The organism is Microbacterium esteraromaticum (genome assembly GCF_016907315.1).
GTDB lineage: Bacteria > Actinomycetota > Actinomycetes > Actinomycetales > Microbacteriaceae > Microbacterium > Microbacterium esteraromaticum.
In genome coordinates this window covers 1,370,889-1,392,250 of sequence record NZ_JAFBBS010000001.1, presented here as the reverse complement: position 1 = coordinate 1,392,250, position 21,362 = coordinate 1,370,889, and the positions used below count along the sequence as shown (strand labels likewise).

Here is a 21,362-nt window from a genome sequence, read left to right as displayed (position 1 = left end):
GTCATCTCGAGCACCTGTTTCCGCTGACAGCGAAGGTCATCCTTGAGGGGGATACGAATGTCGGCGCTTCGTGGCACTCTGTCTGATGGCCGCGTTTCGGCCCTCCGAATTCTCACAAGGAAGTCCGCCTGTGCTCGGAAAACTCCTCATCCGCTATCTGAAGAGATACTGGCCGCTGCTGGTCACGATCGTCGTGCTGCAGTTCGCCAGCGTCATGGCATCGCTCAACCTGCCCGAGATCAACGCCGACATCATCAACAACGGCGTCGCGAAGGCCGACATCGGCTACATCTGGAGCCGCGGCGGCTTCATGCTGCTCGTCTCCCTCGGCCAGATCCTCGCCTCCATCTTCGCCACCTACTTCGCCGCCAGGATGGCGATGAGCGCCGGGCGCGACATGCGCGCCGACGTGTTCTCGCGCGTCAGCGGCTTCTCCGAGCGCGAGGTGTCGCAGTTCGGCGCCGGCTCGCTGATCACCCGCAACACGAACGACGTGCAGCAGGTGCAGATGCTCGCGATGATGGGCGCGACGATGTTCGTCACCGCCCCGCTGCTCGCGATCGGCGGCATCATCAAGGCCATCCAGACCGACGTCGGCCTCAGCTGGCTGATCGCGGTCTCGGTGCCGCTGCTGCTGATCATCGCGGTGCTGATCATCGGCCGCATGGTGCCGCTGTTCCGCCGCAACCAGGCGAAGCTCGACGACGTCAACCGCATCATGCGCGAGCAGCTCACGGGTGTGCGCGTCGTGCGCGCCTTCGTGCGCGAGCGCATCGAAGAGCGCCGCTTCCGCGAGGTCAACACCGACCTGATGGTGCTCGGTCGCAACATCGGCTCGCTGTTCGTGCTGATGTTCCCGCTGTTCATGCTCGTGCTCAACGTCACGATCGTCGCGGTCGTGTGGTTCGGTGGCGTCGAGATCAACGCGGGCAACGCCGAGATCGGCACGATCTTCGCGTTCATGCAGTACATCGGCCAGATCATGATGGGCGTGATCATGTCGAGCTTCATGGCGATGATGATCCCGCGTGCCGCCGTCTCGGCCGAGCGTGTCGGCGAGGTGCTCGACGCCGAGTCGACGATGAGCCGCCCCGAGAACGGCGTCGCCGAGTTCCCCGAGCCCGGTGCCGTCGCGTTCCGCAACGTCGAGTTCACCTACCCGGGCGCCGAGGTGCCCGTGCTCTCCGACATCAGCTTCGACGCGAAGCCGGGCGAGACGGTGGCGATCATCGGCTCCACCGGGTCGGGCAAGACCACGCTGGTCTCGCTGATCCCGCGCCTGTTCGATGCGACCGGCGGCTCGGTGAGCGTCGGCGGGGTCGACGTGAGGGATGCCGATCTCGACGCCCTCTGGCAGGACCTCGGGCTGGTGCCTCAGCGTCCCTTCCTCTTCTCGGGCACCGTGGCATCCAACCTCCGCTACGGACGCGCCGACGCCACCGACGACGAACTGTGGGCGGCCCTCGAGATCGCGCAGGGTCGCGACTTCGTCGAGGCGATGCCCGACCGGCTCGAGTCGCGCATCGCTCAGGGCGGCACGAACGTCTCGGGCGGTCAGCGCCAGCGCCTCGCGATCGCCAGGGCGATCGTGCACCGGCCGCGCATCCTGATCTTCGACGACTCGTTCTCGGCTCTCGACCTGACGACGGATGCCCGGCTGCGCCAGGCGCTCTGGAGAGAGCTGCCCGACGTCACCAAGATCGTCGTCGCGCAGCGCGTCTCGACGATCACCGATGCGGACCGCATCGTGGTGCTCGACGACGGTGCGGTCGTGGGTGTCGGCACGCACGACGAGCTGCTGGCCACGAGCGCCACGTATCGAGAGATCGTCGAGTCGCAGCTGGGGGTGGACGCATGAGCGGCAACGCAGACAAGAAGGAGTCGCGTCGTGAGCGCGCGCTCGCCGCGCGCGCTCAGGGGACAGCGGTGGCCGAGGTCGAGATGACCGAGGCCGAGAAGGAAGAGGCCGAGCTCGCCGAGAAGGCGCGCCTCGAGGGCGGCGGCATGTTCGACGGCCCCGCACCGGGCAAGGCCGACAACTTCGGGCCGAGCTTCAAACGGATGATCGGGCTGCTCAAGCCGTCGGCATGGTGGTTCGCGCTGGTGTCGTTCTTCGGCGCCGTCGGGGTCGTGCTGGCCGTCGCGGCGCCGAAGGTGCTCGGCGAGGCGACCAACGTCGTGTACGAGGGCTTCATCTCGAGCGTGCTCGGGCAGGGCTTCGGTGGAGCGCCCGGATTCCCGCGGGGCACCAGCCGCGACCAGGTCGTCGAGGCGCTGCGCGGTGCCGGACAGGACGAGTTCGCCAACATGGTCTCGGCCATGGACGACTTCGCCGTCGGCGACGGCGTCGACTTCGAGCGGCTGCGCTGGATCATCATCGCCGTGCTGGCGATCTATGTGGTCGCGTCGATCCTCAGCTGGCTGCAGGGCTACGTCATCAACGTCATCATGGTGCGCACCATGTGGCGCCTGCGTGAAGACGTCGAGGCGAAGATCAACCGCCTGCCGCTGTCGTACTTCGACAAGGTGCAGCGCGGTGAGCTGATCTCGCGCGTCACCAACGACATCGACAACATCACGCAGACGATGCAGCAGTCGCTGTCCGGCGCGCTGACCAGCGTGCTCACCGTTATCGGCGTGCTCGTGATGATGTTCTCGATCTCGTGGCAGCTCGCGCTCGTCGCACTCGTCTCCCTGCCGCTGATGGGCGTCATCTTCGGCATCATCGGCCCGCGCTCGCAGAAGGCCTTCGGTCAGCAGTGGCGCAAGGTCGGCCGTCTGAACGCCCGCGTCGAAGAGGCCTTCTCCGGTCACGCGCTGGTCAAGGTGTTCGGCCGCGAGAAGGACGCGCTCGAGAGCTTCCAGGTCGAGAACGAAGAGCTCTTCCAGGCCGCGTTCAAGGCGCAGTTCCTGTCGGGCATCATCATGCCCGCCATGATGTTCGTCGGAAACCTGCAGTACGTCGGCATCGCAGTGCTCGGCGGTCTGCTGGTCGCCGGCGGCAACCTGCGCCTCGGCGACGTGCAGGCGTTCATCCAGTACTCGCAGCAGTTCAGTCAGCCGCTCAGCGAGCTGGGCGGCATGGCCGCCGTCGTGCAGTCGGGCACCGCGTCGGCCGAGCGGGTCTTCGACCTGCTCGACGCTGACGAGCAGGATCCGGATGCCGATGACGCGCCCACCGCGCCCGAGGGCAAGGGCGTGATCGAGTTCGAGCACGTCGCGTTCTCGTACAGCGAGGACCGTCCGCTCATCAAGGACCTCTCGTTCCGCGTCGAACCAGGGCAGACGGTCGCGATCGTGGGGCCGACGGGTGCAGGCAAGACGACGCTCGTGAACCTCATCATGCGGTTCTACGAGCTGAACTCGGGTCGCATCCTGCTCGACGGTCAGGACATCTCCGAGATGCGTCGCGACGACCTGCGCCGTCGCACCGGCATGGTGCTGCAGGACCCGTGGCTCTTCGCGGGCTCGATCCGCGAGAACATCCGCTACGGCAACGATGCGGCCACAGACGAGCAGATCATCGCGGCCGCCGAGGCGACCTACGTCGACCGGTTCGTGCACTCACTGCCCGAGGGCTACGAGACCGTGCTCGACGAAGACGCCTCGAACGTGTCGGCGGGTGAGCGACAGCTCATCACCATCGCACGGGCGTTCGTCTCGCGGCCGTCGATCCTCATCCTCGATGAGGCGACCAGCGCCGTCGACACCCGCACCGAGCTGCTGCTGCAGCAGGCGATGGCAGCCCTTCGCGAAGGACGCACGTCGTTCGTGATCGCTCACCGCCTGTCGACGATCCGCGACGCCGACCTCATCCTCGTGATGGAGCACGGCGACATCGTCGAGCAGGGCGACCACGACGAGCTGATCGCGAAGCAGGGCGCATACTGGCGGCTGTACCAGTCGCAGTTCGAGCAGGCCGCGACCGACATCGACGCCGAGGAGGCGCTCACCGGCTCCGTGCCCGTGATCGTCACCGGAGACGCCGAAGACGAAGCCGAGACGGAGGCCGAGACAGCCGCAGAGCAGAGAGTCGTCGCCGCACCCGACGCGCACCAGCTCGGCGAAGCCGTGAAGGACGCAGAGTCCACGGCATCCGACCCCCGCCGCGACTGACCGCGCGGCACCGCACAGAGCAGCAGAGCGCCCGCCCCGATCCCGGGGCGAGCGCTCTGCGTGTGCATGCGGTCAGTCCTGGCGCCGAATGCACCATGCTCCGCCGAACTCACCACCTACCGGCGCCGGCACACGGTGACCTCGGCGCGACATGGTGCACTCGCGCGGCAACCCCGAGAATCAGTCGTTGTCGAGGCCGAAGAGCTCGAGCGGGTGGGTCAGGCGCCACCAGGCGCTCGGCTGCGTGATGTCATCGGCCAGCGAGACCGGCGTCGTCGCCGTGTCGAGCGGACCCTCTGCAGTGAGCGTGCCGACCTCGGCGCCCTTCTTCGTCTTCTCGCCCAGCGAGAACGAGGTCGACGAGGTCGCCTCAGCGCCGTTCCACAGCAGCACCCGCGTATCCGCGTCGGCCACGATGTCGACCCGGGCACCCCACTCGGTGCTCACGTGCCCGACCACGGTGCCCGCCGGCACCGACGGCGCCTGCTCGGTGAGGCTCTTCTCGACGTCGGCGAGCAGCTGGCGGGTCGCGGCCAGGCGCGCCTTGTTATCGTCCTGACCGAGCACGGCGCTGAACAGCCGCACGGTCGTGTCGCCCACGGTGATGTCCTTCGCGGTGAGCAGGTTCCAGTGCGAAAGAGTGCCTGTCTTGATGCCGACGACTCCGGGGTCATCGAGCATCTGGTTGGTATTGGTCACGGTGCCGACGCCTGGGATCTCGGCCGTGCGGGTGGCCACGATCTCGGCGAAGACGGGGTTCGCCATCGCCAGCTCCGCGATCTGGATGAGCGCGCCGGGCGGTGCGACGTTCCGCTTGTCGAACCCCGAGGGAGAGGCGAGGGTCACGCCCTCGATGCCGCGATCGCTGAGCCACTGCGCCGAAGCCTGGGCGAAAGCCCGGTCGGAACCCCACAGCTCGTCGGAGAGGCGGTCGATGTAGTTGTTCGCCGAGCCGAGCATGATGCCCTGCAGCATCTGGTACTCGGTGAGGCTGCCGCCGACGGGCACGTCGAGCGACGACTGGTTCGCCTCGCGGTAGCGCCAGAACTCGCGGGAGTCGGCGTAGGTGAAACGGAAGCTCGGTCCCTGCTCGCCCACCTTCAGCGGCAGCTCGTCGAGCACCATCATCACGCTGACGACCTTGGAGATGCTCGCGATCTCGTCTGCCGACGCAGTCGAGGTCACCGGTGCAATGCCCTGGATGCCCACCGCCGCGCTGCCCTGCGCCGGCCAGGTGACGGCGGCGGCGGGAGCGGGGGCGATCGTCACGGCGGATGCCTGCGCCGTCGGGGAGACCTGGTTCAGCGGCCACATCAGCGTGGTCGAGACGTAGGCGCCGCAGAGTGCGGCGACGATGCCGAGGGGGACCAGGATGCGGGGGCGCCGCCATCCTGGTGTCAGCCTGGCGCCCTCGAAGAGCGGGCGGGGTTCGGCTGCGGCCGGGTGCTCATCGAGCAGGGCGGACGTCTCCAGCCACGTCAGTGCGGTCGGCGGACGCTCTTCGTCAGCCCACGCCTGGGGCGCGCCGCCGGTGGGCGAGGTCCCCGCCGCGACGCCTGCCGTCGTCGCGAGCATGGTTCTCTCCGAAGGCGCGTCATCGGCGCGCTCGACAGCGCCCTCGGGCGCGTCTGCAGGCGCTTTCCGCTCGACATCCACAGCGTCAGTATCCCTGGTCGCGGCCAGTTCCGGCCCGAGGCTGTCGCCGAACTTCGGCAGCGTCGCGGCATCGCCGGATGCGCGGGCGGCCCGCGCGCGTGTGCGCTCGCGCATGACGCGGCGCGTGACAGGGCGCGTGGACTCTGGGGGAGGGGTCACCTCACCACGCTACAGGCCGGTGTTTCGCGGGACGAAACGCAGGCCCGCGGCCGCGCGACCGGCGCTATGATGGAGCCATCACCACGGGAGTCCGCACGGGCGGGCTGAGAGGAAGCGAAAAGCGCTTCGACCGTCGAACCTGATCCGGATCATGCCGGCGCAGGGAGGAGTTCATATGAGTACGTCCACGCACCGTTCCGTCACCGAGAACGCGACGACCGCACCGCCCGCACGCAAGCTGAAGTGGCGTGTCGTCGACATCGTCGTCGCCGCGGTGCTCGGGGTCGCCACGGGCCTGATCTTCTGGGCCTGGAACGGCGCCGGGTACGCGTGGTTCGGCGCGGCCGACGCCCTCACCCCCGGTCTCGGCGGCATCGCCGTCGGCATCTGGCTGCTGGGCGGTGTGCTCGGCGGTCTGGTGATCCGCAAGCCAGGAGCCGCTCTCGTGGTCGAGCTGATCGCGGCGATCGTCTCAGCGCTGATCGGCAACGTGTGGGGCATCTCGACCGTGCTGTCGGGCCTGGTGCAGGGGCTCGGCGCCGAGCTCATCTTCGCGCTGTTCCTCTACCGCCGCTTCACCCTGCCGGTGGCCATGCTCGCCGGTGTCGGCGCCGCCGCCGCGGCCTGGGTGTTCGAACTGTTCTACGGCTCGTCGCCGAACATCCTGAAGAGCGTCGAGTTCAACTCGATCTACCTGGGAACGCTGGTCGTGTCGGGCGCGCTGCTGGCCGGTCTCGTCGGCTGGCTGCTGGTGCGCGCACTCGCGTCGACGGGAGCACTGAGCAGGTTCGCCGCCGGCCGGGAAGCCCGCCAGGAGGTCTGACGATGTCGGCTCCTGCTCGCGTCTGCGCGAACGGGTGGGGCTGGCGGTACGCCGGAAGGCGTCTCCCGGCCGTCAGCGACGTCTCCCTCACCATCGAGCCGGGCGAACGGGTGCTGCTGCTCGGCGCGTCCGGTGCGGGGAAGTCCACGCTGCTGGCCGCACTCGCCGGTGTCCTCGGGGACGCCGAGGAAGGTGAGCGCACCGGCTCGCTGCTGGTCGACGGTGCGATACCGGAGTCCCGCCGCGGCGACATCGGGCTCGTGCTGCAGGACCCGGACGCCGGAGTGGTGCTGTCGAAGGTCGGCGATGATGTCGCGTTCGGCTGTGAGAATCTCGCGGTGCCTGCCGAGGAGATTCCTGTGCGGGTAGCCGAGGCGATGGAGGCCGTGGGGCTCGACGTTCCCCTCGACCGGCCGACCAAAGCGCTGTCGGGCGGGCAGAAGCAGCGCCTCGCGCTCGCCGGCGTGCTCGCGATGCGTCCTGGCCTGCTGCTGCTCGACGAGCCGACGGCGAACCTCGACCCGCAGGGCGTGCGTGACGTGCGCGACAGCGTGGCACGCGTGCTCGACGACACTGGCGCCACGCTGGTCGTCGTCGAGCACCGCACCGAGATCTGGGTCGACCTGCTCACACGGGTGATCGTTCTGGATGCCGACGGCGGGCTGCTCGCCGACGGCACTCCGGCTGAGGTGTTCGGCGCGCATCGTGATGCGCTCGCGGATGCGGGCGTGTGGGTGCCGCATCACGATGTGGAGCTCGCGGTGCTGGGCAGGGTGGTGCCCACGGACGCCGTGCTCGAGACGCACGACCTGTCGGTCTCCCGCGATCGGCGCACGCCGGTGCAGTCGCATCTCGATCTCGATGTGCCGCGGGCGATGGCGACGGTCATCACCGGGCCGAACGGGGCGGGCAAATCAACGCTGGCGCTCACTCTCGCTGGACTTCTGCCCGAACTGGCCGGAGCCGTCGAGTCGGCACCCGATCTGGCGGGTCGCAGCGGACGCCGTCCATCGAAATGGACCTCGCGCGAACTGCTCACGCGCATCGGCACGGTGTTCCAGGAGCCCGAGCATCAGTTCCTCTCCCGCACGCTGCGCGATGAGCTCGCCGTCGGACCTCGGGCACTGGGCATGTCCGCCAGCCAAGTGGAGGCGATCGTCGACGACCTGCTGGAACGGCTGCAGCTCGCGCCGCTCGGGCTCGCCAATCCCTTCACGCTCAGTGGCGGGCAGAAGCGCCGGCTCTCGGTCGCCACGGTGCTGGCGGCCTCTCCGCAGGTGATGGTTCTCGACGAGCCGACGTTCGGGCAGGATCGGCGCGGGTGGATCGGCATCGTCGAGCTGCTGCAGAACGAGATCGCCGCTGGTCGCACCGTGATCGCCGTGAGTCATGACGATCAGGTGATCCGGCACCTCGGCGGCCAGCGTCTCGAGCTCGACGCGATGGGCGTGCGATGAGTCGGATGGATCTGCCGGCGGCGGCATCGGCCGAGCGCTCGGGTGAGCGCACCGCTTGGCTCGACGGCGTCAACCCGGTCACCAAGATCGTGCTGGCGCTGGTGCTGTCGGTGCCGCTCTTCGCGTCCATCGATCCGGTGAGCGCCCTGGTGGCGATCGGGCTGCAGCTGCTGTGCCTGCCGCTGACAGGCCTGCCGGTGCGCACGGTGCTGCTGCGCATGCTGCCGATCATCGTGTTCTCGCCGCTCGCTGGCATCAGCATGCTGCTCTACGCGGAGCCGGAGGGGAGGGTGTACTGGCAGTTCGGGTTCGCCGTGATCAGCGATGGGTCGATCTCACTGGCCATCGCGGTGACCCTGCGGGTGATCGCCCTGGGGCTGCCGACGATCCTGCTGTTCGGGCGCACGGATCCGACCGAGCTCGGCGATGCGCTCTCGCAGGTGGCGCACCTGCCCAGTCGCTTCGTGCTCGGGGCGCTGGCCGGTACGCGCATGCTCGGTCTCTTCCTCGACGACTGGCGCACGATGGCCCTGGCTCGACGTGCGCGCGGCGTGGGAGATTCCGGTGCCGTCAGGCGGTTCTTCTCGATGGCGTTCGTGCTGCTGGTGTTCGCGGTGCGTCGCGGCACGAAGCTCGCGATGGCGATGGAGGCGCGCGGGTTCGGCTCGGGGATCGAGCGCACGTGGTCGCGGCCCTCGCGCCTGCACCCGCGGGATGCCATGGCCCTGGCAGGCGGGATCGCGATCATGGTGCTCGCGATCGCCGCGGCCGTCGCCTCGGGCGTCTTCAGGTTCGTCTGGAGCTGATCCGGTCCCGCGCAAGGTGCCGACAGGGTCAGTCGAGAAGCGACCGAAGCACATCCTCGAGCACGATCGCGTGGTTGCGCTCGGTGTCGTTGACGGCGTAGACGAGGGTGACGACGGGACGCCCGCGCAGCTCGTCGACGAGGGCCGCGAGAGCACCCGCGGATTCCCCCTCGAGCTGCGCGCGGTAGTGCTGGGCGCTGGCGTCGAAGTCGGCGCCGGGGGCGTGCCATTCGCGACGCAGCTCGGTGGTCGGCGCGACGTCCTTCGCCCAGAGATCGATCGCCGCGCGCTCCTTCGAGACGCCCCTCGGCCAGAGCCGGTCGACCAGCACGCGGAACCCGTCGTCGGGTGATGCGCTGTCGTAGGCTCGTCTGCGACGAAGTTCCATATCCTCAGCATCCACCCGCTCGCGGCCACGGCACCAGCGGGAGACTCAGAACCACGTATGCTGAGACTCAGTCGCATTCGACGTCCGACCGGCGCCGAACCGTTCGAAGGAGAACACGATGCAGATCACGGGACAGGGCGCGCTCATCACGGGCGGCGCGAGCGGACTCGGCCTCGCCACCGCACGCAGGCTCTCCGCGGCCGGAGCGCGGGTCGCGATCATCGACCTTCCGAGCTGCCCCGGCGAGGAGATCGCCGCCGAGCTCGGCGGGCTCTTCCTGCCTGCCGACGTGACGAGCTCCGAGCAGGTCGCCGCGGCCGTGGCATCCGCCCATGCCGTCGCCCCGCTGCGCGTCGTCGTGAACTGCGCCGGCATCGCCCCTCCCGCCAAGGTCCTCGACCGCGACGGAAACCCCGCCGAGCTCGACGCGTTCGAACGCATCATCCGCATCAACCTCGTCGGCACCTTCAACGTCATCTCGCAGGCCGCCGCCGTGATCGCCCAGACCGAGCCGACCGAGGGCGGCGACCGCGGCGTCATCGTCAACACCGCCAGCGTCGCGGCGTTCGACGGCCAGATCGGCCAGCCCGCCTACTCGGCATCGAAGGGCGGCGTGCATGCGATGACGCTGCCGATCGCCCGTGAGCTCGCGCGCCACGGCATCCGGGTCTGCACCATCGCCCCCGGCATCATGGAGACCCCGATGCTCGCCGGCCTGCCGCAGGCCGCGCAGGACTCGCTCGGTCAGCAGGTGCCGTATCCGTCGCGGCTCGGCAAGCCCGACGAGTACGCCGCGCTCGTCGAGCACATCGTGGCCAACGGCTACCTCAACGGCGAGACGATCCGTCTCGACGGCGCCATCCGCATGGCACCGAAGTAAACCACCTCGGTTCGAATCGCGTGAATTGCGGCGATCTCGACCGAAATACAGCAACTCACGCGATTCGAAAGCAGAAAGCGCCACCCAGCAAGGGAGAGACCATGTCACTGGCCGGAAAGACCATCCTGATGTCGGGCGGCAGCCGCGGCATCGGCCTCGCGATCGCGCTGCGCGCAGCCGCCGACGGCGCGAACATCGCGATGCTCGCGAAGACCGACACCCCTCATCCCAAGCTGGAGGGGACGGTGCACTCGGCCGCCGAGGCGATCCGCGCGGCCGGCGGGCAGGCGCTGCCGATCGTCGGCGACGTGCGCGACGACGACCAGGTGACCGAGGCCGTCATGAAGACGCAGGGCGAGTTCGGCGGCATCGACATCGTCATCAACAACGCCAGCGTCATCGATCTCTCGCGCTCGCTCGACCTCGCCGCGAAGAAGTACGACCTCATGCAGGACGTCAACGTGCGCGGCACCTTCATGCTCTCCCGTGCGGCCGTGCCCGTGCTGCGCGAGGCGGCGAACCCGCACATCCTGTCGCTGTCGCCGCCGCTGAACATCTCGCCGAAGTGGCTGGGTGCGCACACCGGGTACACGCTCGCGAAGTACGGGATGACGATGGCGACGCTGGGGCTCGCGGCCGAGTTCGCGGATGCCGGCATCGCCGCCAACACGCTCTGGCCACGCACCACGATCGCCACCGCCGCCGTGCAGAACCTGCTGGGCGGCGACAGGGTGATGGCGGCCAGCCGCACGGCCGACATCTACGCCGATGCCGCGTACTCGGTGATCACCAAGCCCGCCGCTGAGTACACGGGTCAGACCCTGATCGTCGAGGACGTGCTCGAGGCCGACGGCGTCACCGACTTCTCGAAGTACGCAGCGGTGCCCGGCACCCCCGACGACCGGCTGTTCCCCGACATCTTCCTCGACTGAGGGGGCGCTCCTTCAGAACAGCAGATAGACGGATCCGGCGATCGTGAGTGCGATCACGAGCCGGTCGAACAGCTGCTGCGGCATCCGTCTGGCCAGGCGGATGCCGATCAGCGCACCGATCACGACCATCGGCGCGAGCGTGAGATCGAGCAGCAGCACCTCGGGCGTCAGCAGTCCGATGCCGGCGAGGAACGGCACCTTGGTGAGGTTGACGATCGCGAAGAACCATGCCGAGGTGCCGAGGAACACCTTCACCGGGGTGCGGGTCGCGAGGAAGTACATCGACATCACGGGCCCGCCCGAGTTGGCGACCATCGTCGTGAATCCGGCGAGGGTGCCGTATCCGCCGGCGGCGATACGACCGGATGCCCGTGCGCCGGGCTCAGCATCGGCACCGGCCGGTCGGGCCGATGCCCGATGCCGGCGCCACAGCGTGAGCGCGATCATCGCCAGCAGGATGACGCCGATCGTGCGGCGCACGATCCCGTCGGTGCTCACCGCGAGGAACACCGCGCCCACGAGCAGACCGACCACGACCGCCGGCGCGAGCCGCAGCAGAGTGCGCCAGTCGGCGTGCCGCCGGTAGGCGATGAGCGCGAACACGTCGCCGACGATGAACAGCAGCAGCATCGCCGCCGTCGACGTGCGTGCAGGCAGGACGGATGCCAGAATCACCACCGCGATGGTCGAGCTGCCGGGCAGGGCTGTCTTGCCGAGTCCGGCGATGAGCGCCGCGAAGGCCAGCAGCGCCCACGCCCAGATCTCCATGCCCTCCAGTCTCCCAGCCGGTACGCCGTACCCTTGACTCATGCCCGCATCCGACAAGACGCCGCCCTCCCGCAGCACGCCCGTGCGCAAGACCGGGCCCGCCCGCGGCACTCAGGTGCGCCCCGCGACCGAGGGATGGACGCAGCAGAAGGATGCCGAGGGGCGCCCGCTCCTGCAGTTCGCCAGCCCGAAGCGCGGCAAGCCGCCCGTCCACCTGGCCGACCTGACGCCCGCCGAGCGCGTCGAGAAGGTGAAGGAGCTGGGCCTGCCCGGCTTCCGCGCGAAGCAGCTGTCGACCCACTACTTCACGCACTACACCTCGGACCCGGCGCATATGACCGACCTTCCCGCCGCTCAGCGCGAGGAGCTCGTCGCCGGCACGCTGCCGCCCCTGATGACCGAGGTGAAGCGCCTCGAGACCGACAAGGGCGACACGATCAAGTTCCTGTGGCGTCTGCACGACGGCGCCCTCGTCGAGTCGGTGCTCATGCGCTACCCCGGCCGCATCACGCTGTGCGTCTCTTCGCAGGCAGGCTGCGGCATGAACTGCCCGTTCTGCGCCACCGGCCAGGCGGGGCTCACCCGCAACATGTCGACCGCCGAGATCATCGAGCAGATCGTGCGCGCCAACCGGGCCATCGCGAACGGCGAGCTCGGCGGCAAGAAGGCGAACGACCACTCGATGGAGCGCGTCTCGAACATCGTCTTCATGGGCATGGGCGAGCCACTCGCCAACTACAAGCGGGTCATGGACGCCGTGCGCATCATGGTCGCGCCGCAGCCCGACGGCCTCGGTATGAGCGCCCGGGGAATCACGGTGTCGACCGTCGGCCTGGTTCCCGCGATCAAGAAGCTCGCGGATGAAGACATCCCGGTCACCTTCGCGCTGTCGCTGCACGCGCCGGACGACGAGCTGCGCGACGAGCTGATCCCGGTGAACTCGCGCTGGAAGGTCGGCGAGGCGCTGGATGCCGCCCGCGAGTACTTCGAGAAGACCGGGCGCCGCGTGTCGATCGAGTACGCCCTGATCAAGGACATGAACGACCACCCGTGGCGCGCCGACCTGCTCGCCTCGAAGCTGAACTCTCGCGGCCGCGGCTGGGTGCATGTGAACCCCATCCCGCTGAACCCCACGCCTGGTTCGATCTGGACGGCCTCCGAGGTCGACGTGCAGAACGAGTTCGTGCGCCGGCTCAACGACGCGGGCATCCCGACCACTCTGCGCGACACCCGCGGCAAGGAGATCGACGGCGCCTGCGGTCAGCTCGTCGCCACCAGCGAAGACGAGGCCGAGGCCGCCGCGCTGGTCTGACCTCGTCGTCGCCCCTGCTCGTCGTCCTCGCCCCCTCTGAATCACGCGATCCAGAGGGGGCGAGGACGCTCAGAGGGGGCGAGGACGCATCACGGTCAGCGGGGCGTGCGCAGCGACACCAGGCGGCCCGAACCCTCGATCAGCTCCGCCCACGACTCGACGTCCACCGCGCACTCCGCGACGGCGCACGTCGGGAACTCGACGTGCTCGCCGGTGAGCTCGGCGACAGCATCCGCCATTCCGGGGTTGTGGCCGACGAGCATCGCGACGTCGACGGCATCCGGAAGCGCCGCGGCCACCGACAGGATGGTGCGGGCCGACGCCGCGTACAGCGCCGGCTCGTCGGCGACCTCGAGGCGGAACGCCGCCGCGTACTCGTCGGCCGTGGTGCGGGCGCGAAGCGCCGTGCTCGACACGATGTGCCCCAACGGCACCCCTTCGCCGACGAGCCTGGCCGCCATCGCCGGGGCGTCGCGCATCCCGCGGGCGTTGAGCGGGCGATCGTGGTCGCGCACCGCCTGATCGCCCCAGTCGGACTTCGCGTGACGGGCCAGCAGCAGCGTCTTCATGACGCCCAGCCTGGCATCCGCCACCGCTCTCCGCACCCTTTTCTGTGAGCCGCTCGCAGGGATCGTCCGGGAGTCGCACAGCCGGGGTTTCCTACTCTGGAGGGATGTCCTATTCCGCACATCGCCCTGGCCGGATGGATTCCCAGGGGCGGATCTCGTTCGAGTCCGACGCCCCCGAAGGCTCGGTCACCGACGAAGACCTCGATTTCCTGCGCCAGTACGAGCCCACCGGCTCCGAGACCGCGCAGCCCGCTGACGACGCTCCTGAGACGCACCCGACCACGGTGATCGAGGAAGCCGAGCCCGCAGCATCCGACGAGCCGGCCGAGTCGCGTCGTCCAAAGCGCGCACCGCGGCCGAAGCGCGAGCGACGGCCCCGCACCCCCGGTTCGCGCATGCGGACGATGGCGATCCTCGGCGGCGCCGAGGGCGAGATCCTTGACCGGGTGCCCGGCGAGACCCCGCGCTTCGTGCAGATGTTCTTCGTACTGGTCGGCACCGCGCTGGTCTCGGCGATCTCGATGATGTTCGCGCTGACGACCGGCGTGCAGGTCGCCATCTGGGTCGCGATCCCGCTGGCGCTCGTGTGGGCGGCGATCATCTTCAACCTCGACCGCTTCCTCACCTCGACGATGTCGTCGACCCGCAATGTCGGCAAGATGCTCGCGCTGGCGCTGCCCCGTGTCGCCATGGCCGCGCTGATCGGATTCCTCGTCGCCGAGCCCCTCGTGCTCCAGGTGTTCCACAACGACATCGCCCGCGAGGTGGCATCCACCAACATCACCCAGTCGCAGTCCGACCAGGATGCCCTCGAGAAGGGCCCCGAGAAGAAGGCCCTCGACGCGGCGACCGAGCGCGTCGCCGCCCTCGAGAACCAGGCCGCGACCGGCGTCGTCGCCGGCACCGACTCGGGCTCGGCGAGCACGAGCGCCGCGAAGTCGACCGTCGACGAGCTGACCGCCAAGATGGCCGAGCAGCAGAAGGTCATCGACTCGGCCCGTGCGCTGTACCAGTGCGAGCTGACCGGCGAGGGCGCTGGCACCGTGCCGGGCTGCACCGGCGTGAACGGCGAGGGCTCCAGCTCCGACGCCGCGAAGGCGCAGCTCGCCCAGGCTCAGCAGACCTACGACGCGCTGTCGGCGCAGCTCCGGTCGGCGAACGACGACCTGTCGACAGCAGAGACCGACGCGAAGGCCAACACCGCGGCATCCGAGCAGGCCAACCGCGAGCAGGCGAAGGATCAGCTTCCCGCCGCGAAGAAGACCTACGAGCAGGCGCTCGCCGCATACAACGCGCGCGCCGACTCGGTCGCCCAGGGCAACGCGGGCGCGATCGGCCTGCTCAGTCAGATCACCGGACTCAACCGCCTCGGCGAGAAGGAGCCGACGATCTTCTGGGCGCACTGGCTGATCGCCGCGCTGTTCTTCATGATCGAGCTGCTGCCCGTGCTCGTGAAGGTGCTCACCAGCTGGGGCGACCCGTCGCTCTACGAGCGCGCACGCGATATCCGCAAGCAGGTCGACCTCGACCGGGTCACCGCCGAGGGCTTCCGCGATCGTGCGGCGATCGTGACCGCTGCGGATGCCCCTGCCGCCGCGTCACGGGCATCCGGTTCGTCACCGGCGGCGGTCGCGACCGATCCGGCGCCGACCCAGCCGATGACCCGGGCCGACATCCGCGAGACCACTTCGGTCTGACATCGCCCGGTTGTCAAGGCCCGACTCATCTGGCCGTCATCGCGCCGATCGCGGATAGCGTTGGTGCATGGTCAACTATCGCTACCTCGGAAACAGCGGGCTCAAGGTCTCGGAGATCACCTACGGCAACTGGGTGACCCACGCGTCGCAGGTGGGTGACGAGGCGGCGATCGCGACGGTGCACGCCGCACTCGACGCCGGCATCACCACGTTCGACACCGCGGACACCTATGCGAACACGGCCGCTGAGGTCGTGCTCGGCAAGGCGCTCGCTGGTCAGCGCCGCGCCGGCCTCGAGATCTTCACCAAGGTCTACTTCCCGACCGGACCGAAGGGTCCGAACGACACCGGGCTCAGCCGCAAGCACATCTTCGAGTCGATCGAAGGCTCGCTGCAGCGACTCGGCACCGACTACGTCGACCTGTACCAGGCGCACCGCTACGACTACGAGACTCCTCTCGAAGAGACGATGCAGGCGTTCGCCGACGTCGTGCGGCAGGGCAAGGCGCTGTACATCGGCGTCTCGGAGTGGACGGCCGAGCAGCTGCGCGAAGGTCACGCGCTGTCGCGCCAGCTGGGCTTCCAGCTGATCTCGAACCAGCCGCAGTACTCGATGCTGCACCGCGTGATCGAGGGCAAGGTCGTGCCCACCTCGGAGAGCCTCGGGATCTCGCAGATCGTGTGGTCGCCGATGGCGCAGGGCGTGCTGAGCGGCAAGTACCTCCCCGGTCAGCCCGTGCCCGACGGCTCGCGCGCGACCGACCCGCACTCGGGCGCCGACTTCATCAAGCGCCTGCTGCAGGACGACATCCTCGAGGCGGTGCAGAGGCTCAAGCCCATCGCCGCCGATGCCGGACTCACGATGCCGCAGCTCGCCATCGCCTGGGTGCTGCAGAACCAGAACGTCGCCGCCGCCCTCGTGGGCGCGTCGCGCCCCGAGCAGCTCGCCGAGACCGTGAAGGCCTCGGGCGTGCGTCTCGGCGCCGACGTGATGACGGCGATCGACGAGGCGCTCGGTGGAGTGGCGAACACCGACCCCGAAGACACCTACGACGTCTCGCCGAAGACGCGACTGGTCTGACGCCCTACTCCTCAACGCGCTCAGGTCGCGATTCGTCCCGCCATCTCGGTGAAACAGCGGGGCGGATCGCGACCTGAGTGCTGCGGATGCCCGAGACGGGCGTCCGCGCGAGCGGTCACTCCTTGACGGCGCCGGAGGTCAGTCCCTGGACGATCCAGCGGCTCGCGAGCGCGAACATCAGCATCGTCGGGAGGATCGTCAGCACGGCCGCGGCTGACATGGAGCCCCAGTCGATGTTGAACGTGGAGATGAATCCGTTCAGCGCCGACGGGACAGTGCGGTTCTCATCGGTGTTCATCAGCACGACCGACAGGAACAGCTCGTTCCAGCAGTTGACGAAGTTGAAGATGAACGCTGCGATGATGCCTGGTGTCATCACCGGGACGAGGACGCGGAACAGTGCGCCCAGGCGGGAGCATCCGTCGATCTGCGCCGCCTCTTCGAGCGCGTCGGGCACGTTCTCGAAGAAGCCCCGCAGCATGACCGTCGAGAACGGGATGCAGATCGCGATGTACACGAGGATGAGGCCGGGTTTGGTGTCGACCAGACCCAGGTCGCTCATCATGGAGTACAGCGGTCCGAGCGCGATGAACGCCGGGATCATCTGTGTCAGCAGGAACGCGATCAGCACGGGTCCCTTGCCGCGGAACTCGAAGCGCGCGAGGACGTAGGCGCTGAGCAGGGCGATGAGCGTCGCCACCGCACCGGCCGTGACCGCCACCAGGGCGGAGTTGCCCAGGAAGACGCCGAACGAGCTCGTCTCGAACAGGCTGACGTAGTTCTCGAGCGACGGCTCGCTCGGCCAGTACTCGATCGGGTAGCGGTTGATGGTGCCAGGCGACTTGAACGAGGTCAGCGCGATCCAGTACAGCGGGAACAGCGTGATGATGAGCCACAGCGCGAGTCCGACGACCCGGATCACGCCGCCGACGGTCACCTTGCGCGGGCCGCGGGGTGCGGATGCCGGGTCGGGGACGGTCACGCGGCGCGTGTCGGTGATCGAGGTGCGCGCCGAAGTGGAGCCGGTCAGGGTGGTCATCGCTGAGCCTTCCGCATCGCCATGAGATAGAACGCGCAGAAGACGAACAGGAATGCGACGACGATGAGGCCGATCGCGCTGGCGATGCCGTAGTTGCCCTGCTGCGTGTAGTTGATCATCCAGGTCGTGATGATGTGCGTCTGGTTCGCCGGTCCGCCGCTCGTCATCGCCCAGATGATGTCGGGGAAGTTGAAGATCCAGATCACGCGCAGCAGCACGGTCAGGAACAGCGTCACCGAGATGTACGGGATGATGATCGAGAAGAGCTGGCGTGCCTTGCCTGCGCCGTCGAGGCTGGCGGCTTCGAGCACGTCATCGGGGACCGACTGCAGCGCGGCGAGGATCATGATCGCGAAGAATGTGACCCCGTACCAGACGTTGGCGACGATCACGGCGAACATCGCGAGCTTCGGGTCTGCCAGCCACGGCAGCGGCGCATCGATCAGCCCCGCCTTCATGAGCAGGTCGTTCACGACGCCGAACTCGGCGTTGAACATCCAGCGGAAGAGCATCCCGATCAGGAAGCCCGAGACAGCCCAGGGGAAGAAGACGAGAGCCTGATACAGGCCGCGGAAGCGGAACCGCTTGCGCAGCGCGAGTGCGATCAGGAAGCCGATCACCAGCTGCGGCACGAGCGAGCCGACCACCCAGAGCACGGAGTTCCATGCGACGGTCGGGAACGCCGGATCCTGGAAGACGGTGACGAAGTTGTCGAACCCCACGAACGGGGTCGAGGTGAGGTCCCACAGGTTCCAGTCGTGGAACGCCATGCGGGCACCCTGCAGCATCGGGGCGTACGTGAACCAGCACACGAACACGATCGCCGGCGCCATGAACGCGAGAAGGGTCAGCGCGTGGCGTGCGCGGAACGGGCGACGCGAGGGGGAGGCCCCGCCGGTGGTGCCGGCGGAGCCCCTCTCGCGGAGGCCGCGGCTCGCGCGGATGCCGCGGGTGGTCGGAGCGGACAAGGCGATCAGCCCTTCTCCGCGGCGTACTTCTCCGTCCAGAACTCGTCCCAGGACGTCAGCAGCTCTTCGGTGGTCATGTTCCCGAGAAGCACCTTCTGCACATCCTGATCGGACTTCTGGATCCACTCCGTCCACCAGCTCACACCGCGCGGCTGGCGCACGTTGATGTAGGTGTCGGGGTTCTCGGTCATCGTGACGTAGCTCGTCCACGGGCCGGTCTTGTAGAACTCGTCGTCAGCGGCCGAGGTGACGATCGGCACGAGGCTGTTCGCCTGCGCGAACTCGGTCGCCGGCTCCTCGGAGGCGAGGAACTCGACGAGCTTGACGGCCGCCTCGCTGTTGGCGCTCTTCTCGGCGACACCCCAGCCCGCGACGGCGAGCGGCTGCGCGGCCTTGCCGCTGGGGCCGGTGAGCAGGGGAGCGGTGTCCCACTGCTCGGGCTTCAGCGAGGAGTCCTGCACGGTCGCGATGACCTCGGGGTCCTGCAGCAGGAACGCGGTGGAGCCGTTCGTGAAGCCGGCGACCATCTCGGGGTAGCCCCACGACACCGCCGAGGGCGGCGAGGCCTTCTTGAACAGGTCGAAGTAATCGTCGACGGCATCCTGCGCCTCGGGAGCCGAGAACATGGTGTCGCCGTTCTTCAGCAGGAACGCGTCGTCGACGTCGAGGTCGTCGATCGTGTACGCCTCGATCGCGGCGACGACGTTGCTGTTCGCGTTCTGGCCGCCGCGGAACGCGTAGCCGTAGATGTTCTTGGACGGATCCTGGATGGCCGACGCCTGCTCGAGCAGCTCCTTCCAGCTGCTCGGCGGGCCGTCGAACCCTGCCTGCTCGACGAGGTCCTTGCGGTAGAACAGCGACAGGCCGTAGAACCCGTATGGCAGGAAGTAGCTCTTGCCGTCCTCGGCGACCGACGCGGACTGCGCGTTCTCGGTGAGCGCGTCCCATCCGTCCCACTTCTTCACGTCGCCGCTCAGGTCGCGCAGCCAGCCGTTGTTCGAGAAGGGGCCGACGGTGATGTCTCGGACCTCGAGCACGTCGACGCCCTTGCCCGACTGCAGCATCTGCTGGATCTTCTGGTCGGCCTGCTCGGTGGGCGGCGAGACGAGCTTGACCGTGATGTCGGGGTTCTGCTTCTCGAAGTCGTCGAGCAGTCCGCGGATCAGCTCGGTGCGCGCAGGGTTGGTCAGGCTCTCGACCATCTGCAGCGTGACCTTGCCGTCGGCCGATCCGGCCGACGGCGAGCATCCGGTGAGGGCGAGAACGGCGACGGTGCCGATTCCTGCGACGGTCGTCAAGATCTTGTGCTTCACGATGTGCCTCTCTGTGGTGGGTTGGGGATCTTCTGGGGGCGGGGTGCTCAGGCGATGGTGGTCGTGAGGGGAACGCGGATGCCGGCGCGGCGCAGGATCTGCGGCACGCAGCGCTCGACGAACGCCTCGAAGTCGGATGCCTCGGTGTAGAGGTGCGCCGAGAGGCGGAAGTAGCCGATGCCGCGGAAGCTGGTGAAGGCGGTCTCGACGCCTTCTTCGTCGAAGAGGTCCATGCGCAGCGCATCGGCCTCTTCGCGACTCGCTCCGAGGCCGTCCGGCAGCCGGACCAGCCGCATCGAGGGGACGGGCGACGGCAGTGGGGTGAGGGGTTCGTGAGTGCTGAAGGGGCGCAGCGCCTCGGCGATCATCTCGGCGCCGGCGTCGGCGAGTGCCGACAGTGCGTCACGGGCGGCGTCCCAGCCGAACTCGCTCTCGACGAAGTCGATCGCGGCCGGCGTCGCGATGTACGTCGTCGCGTCGATGGTGCCCTGCGTGTCGAAGCGGTGCGGGTACGGCTCGGGTGCGCCCCACGAGTCGATCAGCGGCCACAGCTCCTGACGGTCGGCCGCCGTGGTCACCAGCAGTGCCGACCCCCGCGGGGCGCACGGCCACTTGTGCATGTTGCCGAACCACCAGTCGCCGCCCGCCTGCTCCGCGGCCGAGGCGATGAGCCCCGGTGCGTGCGCGCCGTCGACGAGGGTGCGCACACCGCGCTCGGCGGCGATATCGGCGATGCGCCGGGTGGGCAGCATCCGTGCGGTGGGGGAGGTGATCTGGTCGATCACGATGAGTCGCGTGTGGGCGGTCATCGCGTCGGAGAATCGCCGCACCACCTCGTCGTCGGATGCCAGCAGCGGCAGCTCGACGACGCGCACGGCGGCCCCGAAGCGACGGGCCAGGCGCTGCGCGCCCATGGTCACCGCGCCGTAGCCGTGGTCGGTGACCAGGATCTCGTCGCCGGCGCCGAGACGCAGCGAGTTGTACACGACGGTGGCTGCCGCCGAGGCGTTCGGCACGAAGGCGCTGTCGTCGGCGCGTGCTCCGACGAACGGTGCCGTCTGCTCGATGGCTTCGCGGACCTGCTCGGCGATGCGCGGGAACCAGCCGACAGGGGTGAGGTCGGCCTGATGGCGCAGCGCGTTCTGGTGCTCGACGACCGCGGTGGGCACTGCGCCGAAGGAACCGTGGTTGAGGTGGATGATCGCCGGGTCGAGCGGCCATGCGTCACGGGCGCGCTCGTAGGACTTCAGCCGGATCAGGGGGAACGGCGCTGCCGTGGTCATGCTTCCTCGCAGGTTTCGGTAACTTGTTGCACAACTTTGCCATACCAGGGGTGAATATGCGACGCCAGCGGCGATTATGCGACAAAGTCGTCCTACGAATTGGAACGGTGAGTAG

18 protein-coding genes and 1 riboswitch are annotated in these 21,362 nt (G+C 68.5%); of the genes, 10 read left to right on the top strand and 8 right to left on the bottom strand.

Annotation, left to right across the window (positions count from 1 at the left end; all coding sequences use genetic code 11):
• The first annotated feature begins 130 nt into the window (after window positions 1-130).
• Entirely contained in the window at window positions 131-1,858 is a 1,728-nt protein-coding gene (locus tag JOE67_RS06845; RefSeq protein WP_204974741.1) for an ABC transporter transmembrane domain-containing protein, read from the top strand.
• Window positions 1,855-4,116: an ABC transporter ATP-binding protein gene (locus JOE67_RS06840; RefSeq protein ID WP_204974740.1), complete on the top strand. Its 2,262-nt coding sequence runs from the start codon at window positions 1,855-1,857 to the stop codon at window positions 4,114-4,116. Before JOE67_RS06845 ends, JOE67_RS06840 begins: the two co-directional genes overlap by 4 nt.
• A gap of 180 nt (window positions 4,117-4,296) precedes the next feature.
• Here JOE67_RS06840 and JOE67_RS15495 read toward each other — a convergent pair whose 3' ends face one another.
• Window positions 4,297-5,931 (bottom strand): D-alanyl-D-alanine carboxypeptidase, encoded by a 1,635-nt coding sequence (locus tag JOE67_RS15495; RefSeq protein WP_204974739.1) that lies wholly within the window; start codon window positions 5,929-5,931, stop codon window positions 4,297-4,299.
• A 73-nt stretch (window positions 5,932-6,004) separates the two neighbouring features.
• Window positions 6,005-6,114: riboswitch (TPP riboswitch) on the top strand.
• Between JOE67_RS15495 and JOE67_RS06830 the strand changes: the two genes are divergently transcribed.
• The 3 genes from JOE67_RS06830 to JOE67_RS06820 all read left to right on the top strand — a co-directional run bounded on the left by JOE67_RS06830 (window position 6,107) and on the right by JOE67_RS06820 (window position 9,017).
• Window positions 6,107-6,754 (top strand): ECF transporter S component, encoded by a 648-nt coding sequence (locus JOE67_RS06830; RefSeq protein WP_204974738.1) that lies wholly within the window; start codon window positions 6,107-6,109, stop codon window positions 6,752-6,754. It overlaps the preceding riboswitch by 8 nt.
• A gap of 2 nt (window positions 6,755-6,756) precedes the next feature.
• The gene (locus JOE67_RS06825) at window positions 6,757-8,211 is read left to right on the top strand and encodes an ABC transporter ATP-binding protein (RefSeq protein ID WP_204974737.1); all 1,455 of its coding nucleotides are present in this window, start codon (window positions 6,757-6,759) and stop codon (window positions 8,209-8,211) included.
• A gap of 5 nt (window positions 8,212-8,216) precedes the next feature.
• Complete coding sequence (locus JOE67_RS06820) at window positions 8,217-9,017, top strand: energy-coupling factor transporter transmembrane component T family protein (protein ID WP_204974736.1); 801 nt, start codon at window positions 8,217-8,219, stop codon at window positions 9,015-9,017.
• A 28-nt stretch (window positions 9,018-9,045) separates the two neighbouring features.
• Here JOE67_RS06820 and JOE67_RS06815 read toward each other — a convergent pair whose 3' ends face one another.
• Entirely contained in the window at window positions 9,046-9,405 is a 360-nt protein-coding gene (locus JOE67_RS06815) for a DUF488 domain-containing protein (RefSeq protein ID WP_204974735.1), read from the bottom strand.
• Between the two features lie 118 nt (window positions 9,406-9,523).
• Between JOE67_RS06815 and JOE67_RS06810 the strand changes: the two genes are divergently transcribed.
• Together JOE67_RS06810 and JOE67_RS06805 are read left to right on the top strand one after the other, a co-directional pair.
• The gene (locus JOE67_RS06810; protein WP_204974734.1) at window positions 9,524-10,285 is read left to right on the top strand and encodes an SDR family NAD(P)-dependent oxidoreductase; all 762 of its coding nucleotides are present in this window, start codon (window positions 9,524-9,526) and stop codon (window positions 10,283-10,285) included.
• Between the two features lie 101 nt (window positions 10,286-10,386).
• Entirely contained in the window at window positions 10,387-11,217 is an 831-nt protein-coding gene (locus JOE67_RS06805) for an SDR family oxidoreductase (protein WP_204974733.1), read from the top strand.
• A 12-nt stretch (window positions 11,218-11,229) separates the two neighbouring features.
• On the opposite strand, the gene JOE67_RS06800 is transcribed toward JOE67_RS06805, so the two are convergent.
• Entirely contained in the window at window positions 11,230-11,985 is a 756-nt protein-coding gene (locus JOE67_RS06800; protein ID WP_204974732.1) for a sulfite exporter TauE/SafE family protein, read from the bottom strand.
• A gap of 40 nt (window positions 11,986-12,025) precedes the next feature.
• On the opposite strand from JOE67_RS06800, the gene rlmN reads away from it, so the two are divergent.
• Window positions 12,026-13,297 carry a dual-specificity RNA methyltransferase RlmN gene (rlmN, locus tag JOE67_RS06795; protein ID WP_239528027.1) on the top strand — a complete coding sequence of 424 codons (1,272 nt, stop codon included), beginning with the start codon at window positions 12,026-12,028 and terminating at the stop codon, window positions 13,295-13,297.
• 95 nt (window positions 13,298-13,392) lie between these two features.
• Here rlmN and JOE67_RS06790 read toward each other — a convergent pair whose 3' ends face one another.
• A complete protein-coding gene (locus JOE67_RS06790; protein WP_204974731.1) occupies window positions 13,393-13,866 on the bottom strand; it encodes a SixA phosphatase family protein in 474 nt (157 codons plus the stop codon).
• Window positions 13,867-13,970: 104 nt separating this feature from the next.
• On the opposite strand from JOE67_RS06790, the gene JOE67_RS06785 reads away from it, so the two are divergent.
• Complete coding sequence (locus tag JOE67_RS06785) at window positions 13,971-15,563, top strand: DUF4407 domain-containing protein (protein WP_204974730.1); 1,593 nt, start codon at window positions 13,971-13,973, stop codon at window positions 15,561-15,563.
• Window positions 15,564-15,630: 67 nt separating this feature from the next.
• Window positions 15,631-16,644 carry an aldo/keto reductase family protein gene (locus JOE67_RS06780; protein ID WP_204974729.1) on the top strand — a complete coding sequence of 338 codons (1,014 nt, stop codon included), beginning with the start codon at window positions 15,631-15,633 and terminating at the stop codon, window positions 16,642-16,644.
• 115 nt (window positions 16,645-16,759) lie between these two features.
• On the opposite strand, the gene JOE67_RS06775 is transcribed toward JOE67_RS06780, so the two are convergent.
• The 4 genes from JOE67_RS06775 to JOE67_RS06760 are packed head-to-tail and all read right to left on the bottom strand — an operon-like array spanning window position 16,760 to window position 21,247.
• Window positions 16,760-17,683, bottom strand: coding sequence for a carbohydrate ABC transporter permease (locus JOE67_RS06775; protein WP_239528025.1), 924 nt, complete (start codon window positions 17,681-17,683; stop codon window positions 16,760-16,762).
• A complete protein-coding gene (locus tag JOE67_RS06770; protein ID WP_239528022.1) occupies window positions 17,680-18,651 on the bottom strand; it encodes a carbohydrate ABC transporter permease in 972 nt (323 codons plus the stop codon). The genes JOE67_RS06775 and JOE67_RS06770 overlap by 4 nt, the downstream gene beginning before the upstream one ends.
• Window positions 18,652-18,656: 5 nt before the next feature.
• Window positions 18,657-19,964: an extracellular solute-binding protein gene (locus tag JOE67_RS06765; protein WP_204974728.1), complete on the bottom strand. Its 1,308-nt coding sequence runs from the start codon at window positions 19,962-19,964 to the stop codon at window positions 18,657-18,659.
• Between the two features lie 47 nt (window positions 19,965-20,011).
• Window positions 20,012-21,247, bottom strand: a complete 1,236-nt coding sequence (locus JOE67_RS06760; RefSeq protein ID WP_204974727.1) for an aminotransferase class V-fold PLP-dependent enzyme — start codon at window positions 21,245-21,247, stop codon at window positions 20,012-20,014.
• Window positions 21,248-21,362: the final 115 nt, after the last annotated feature.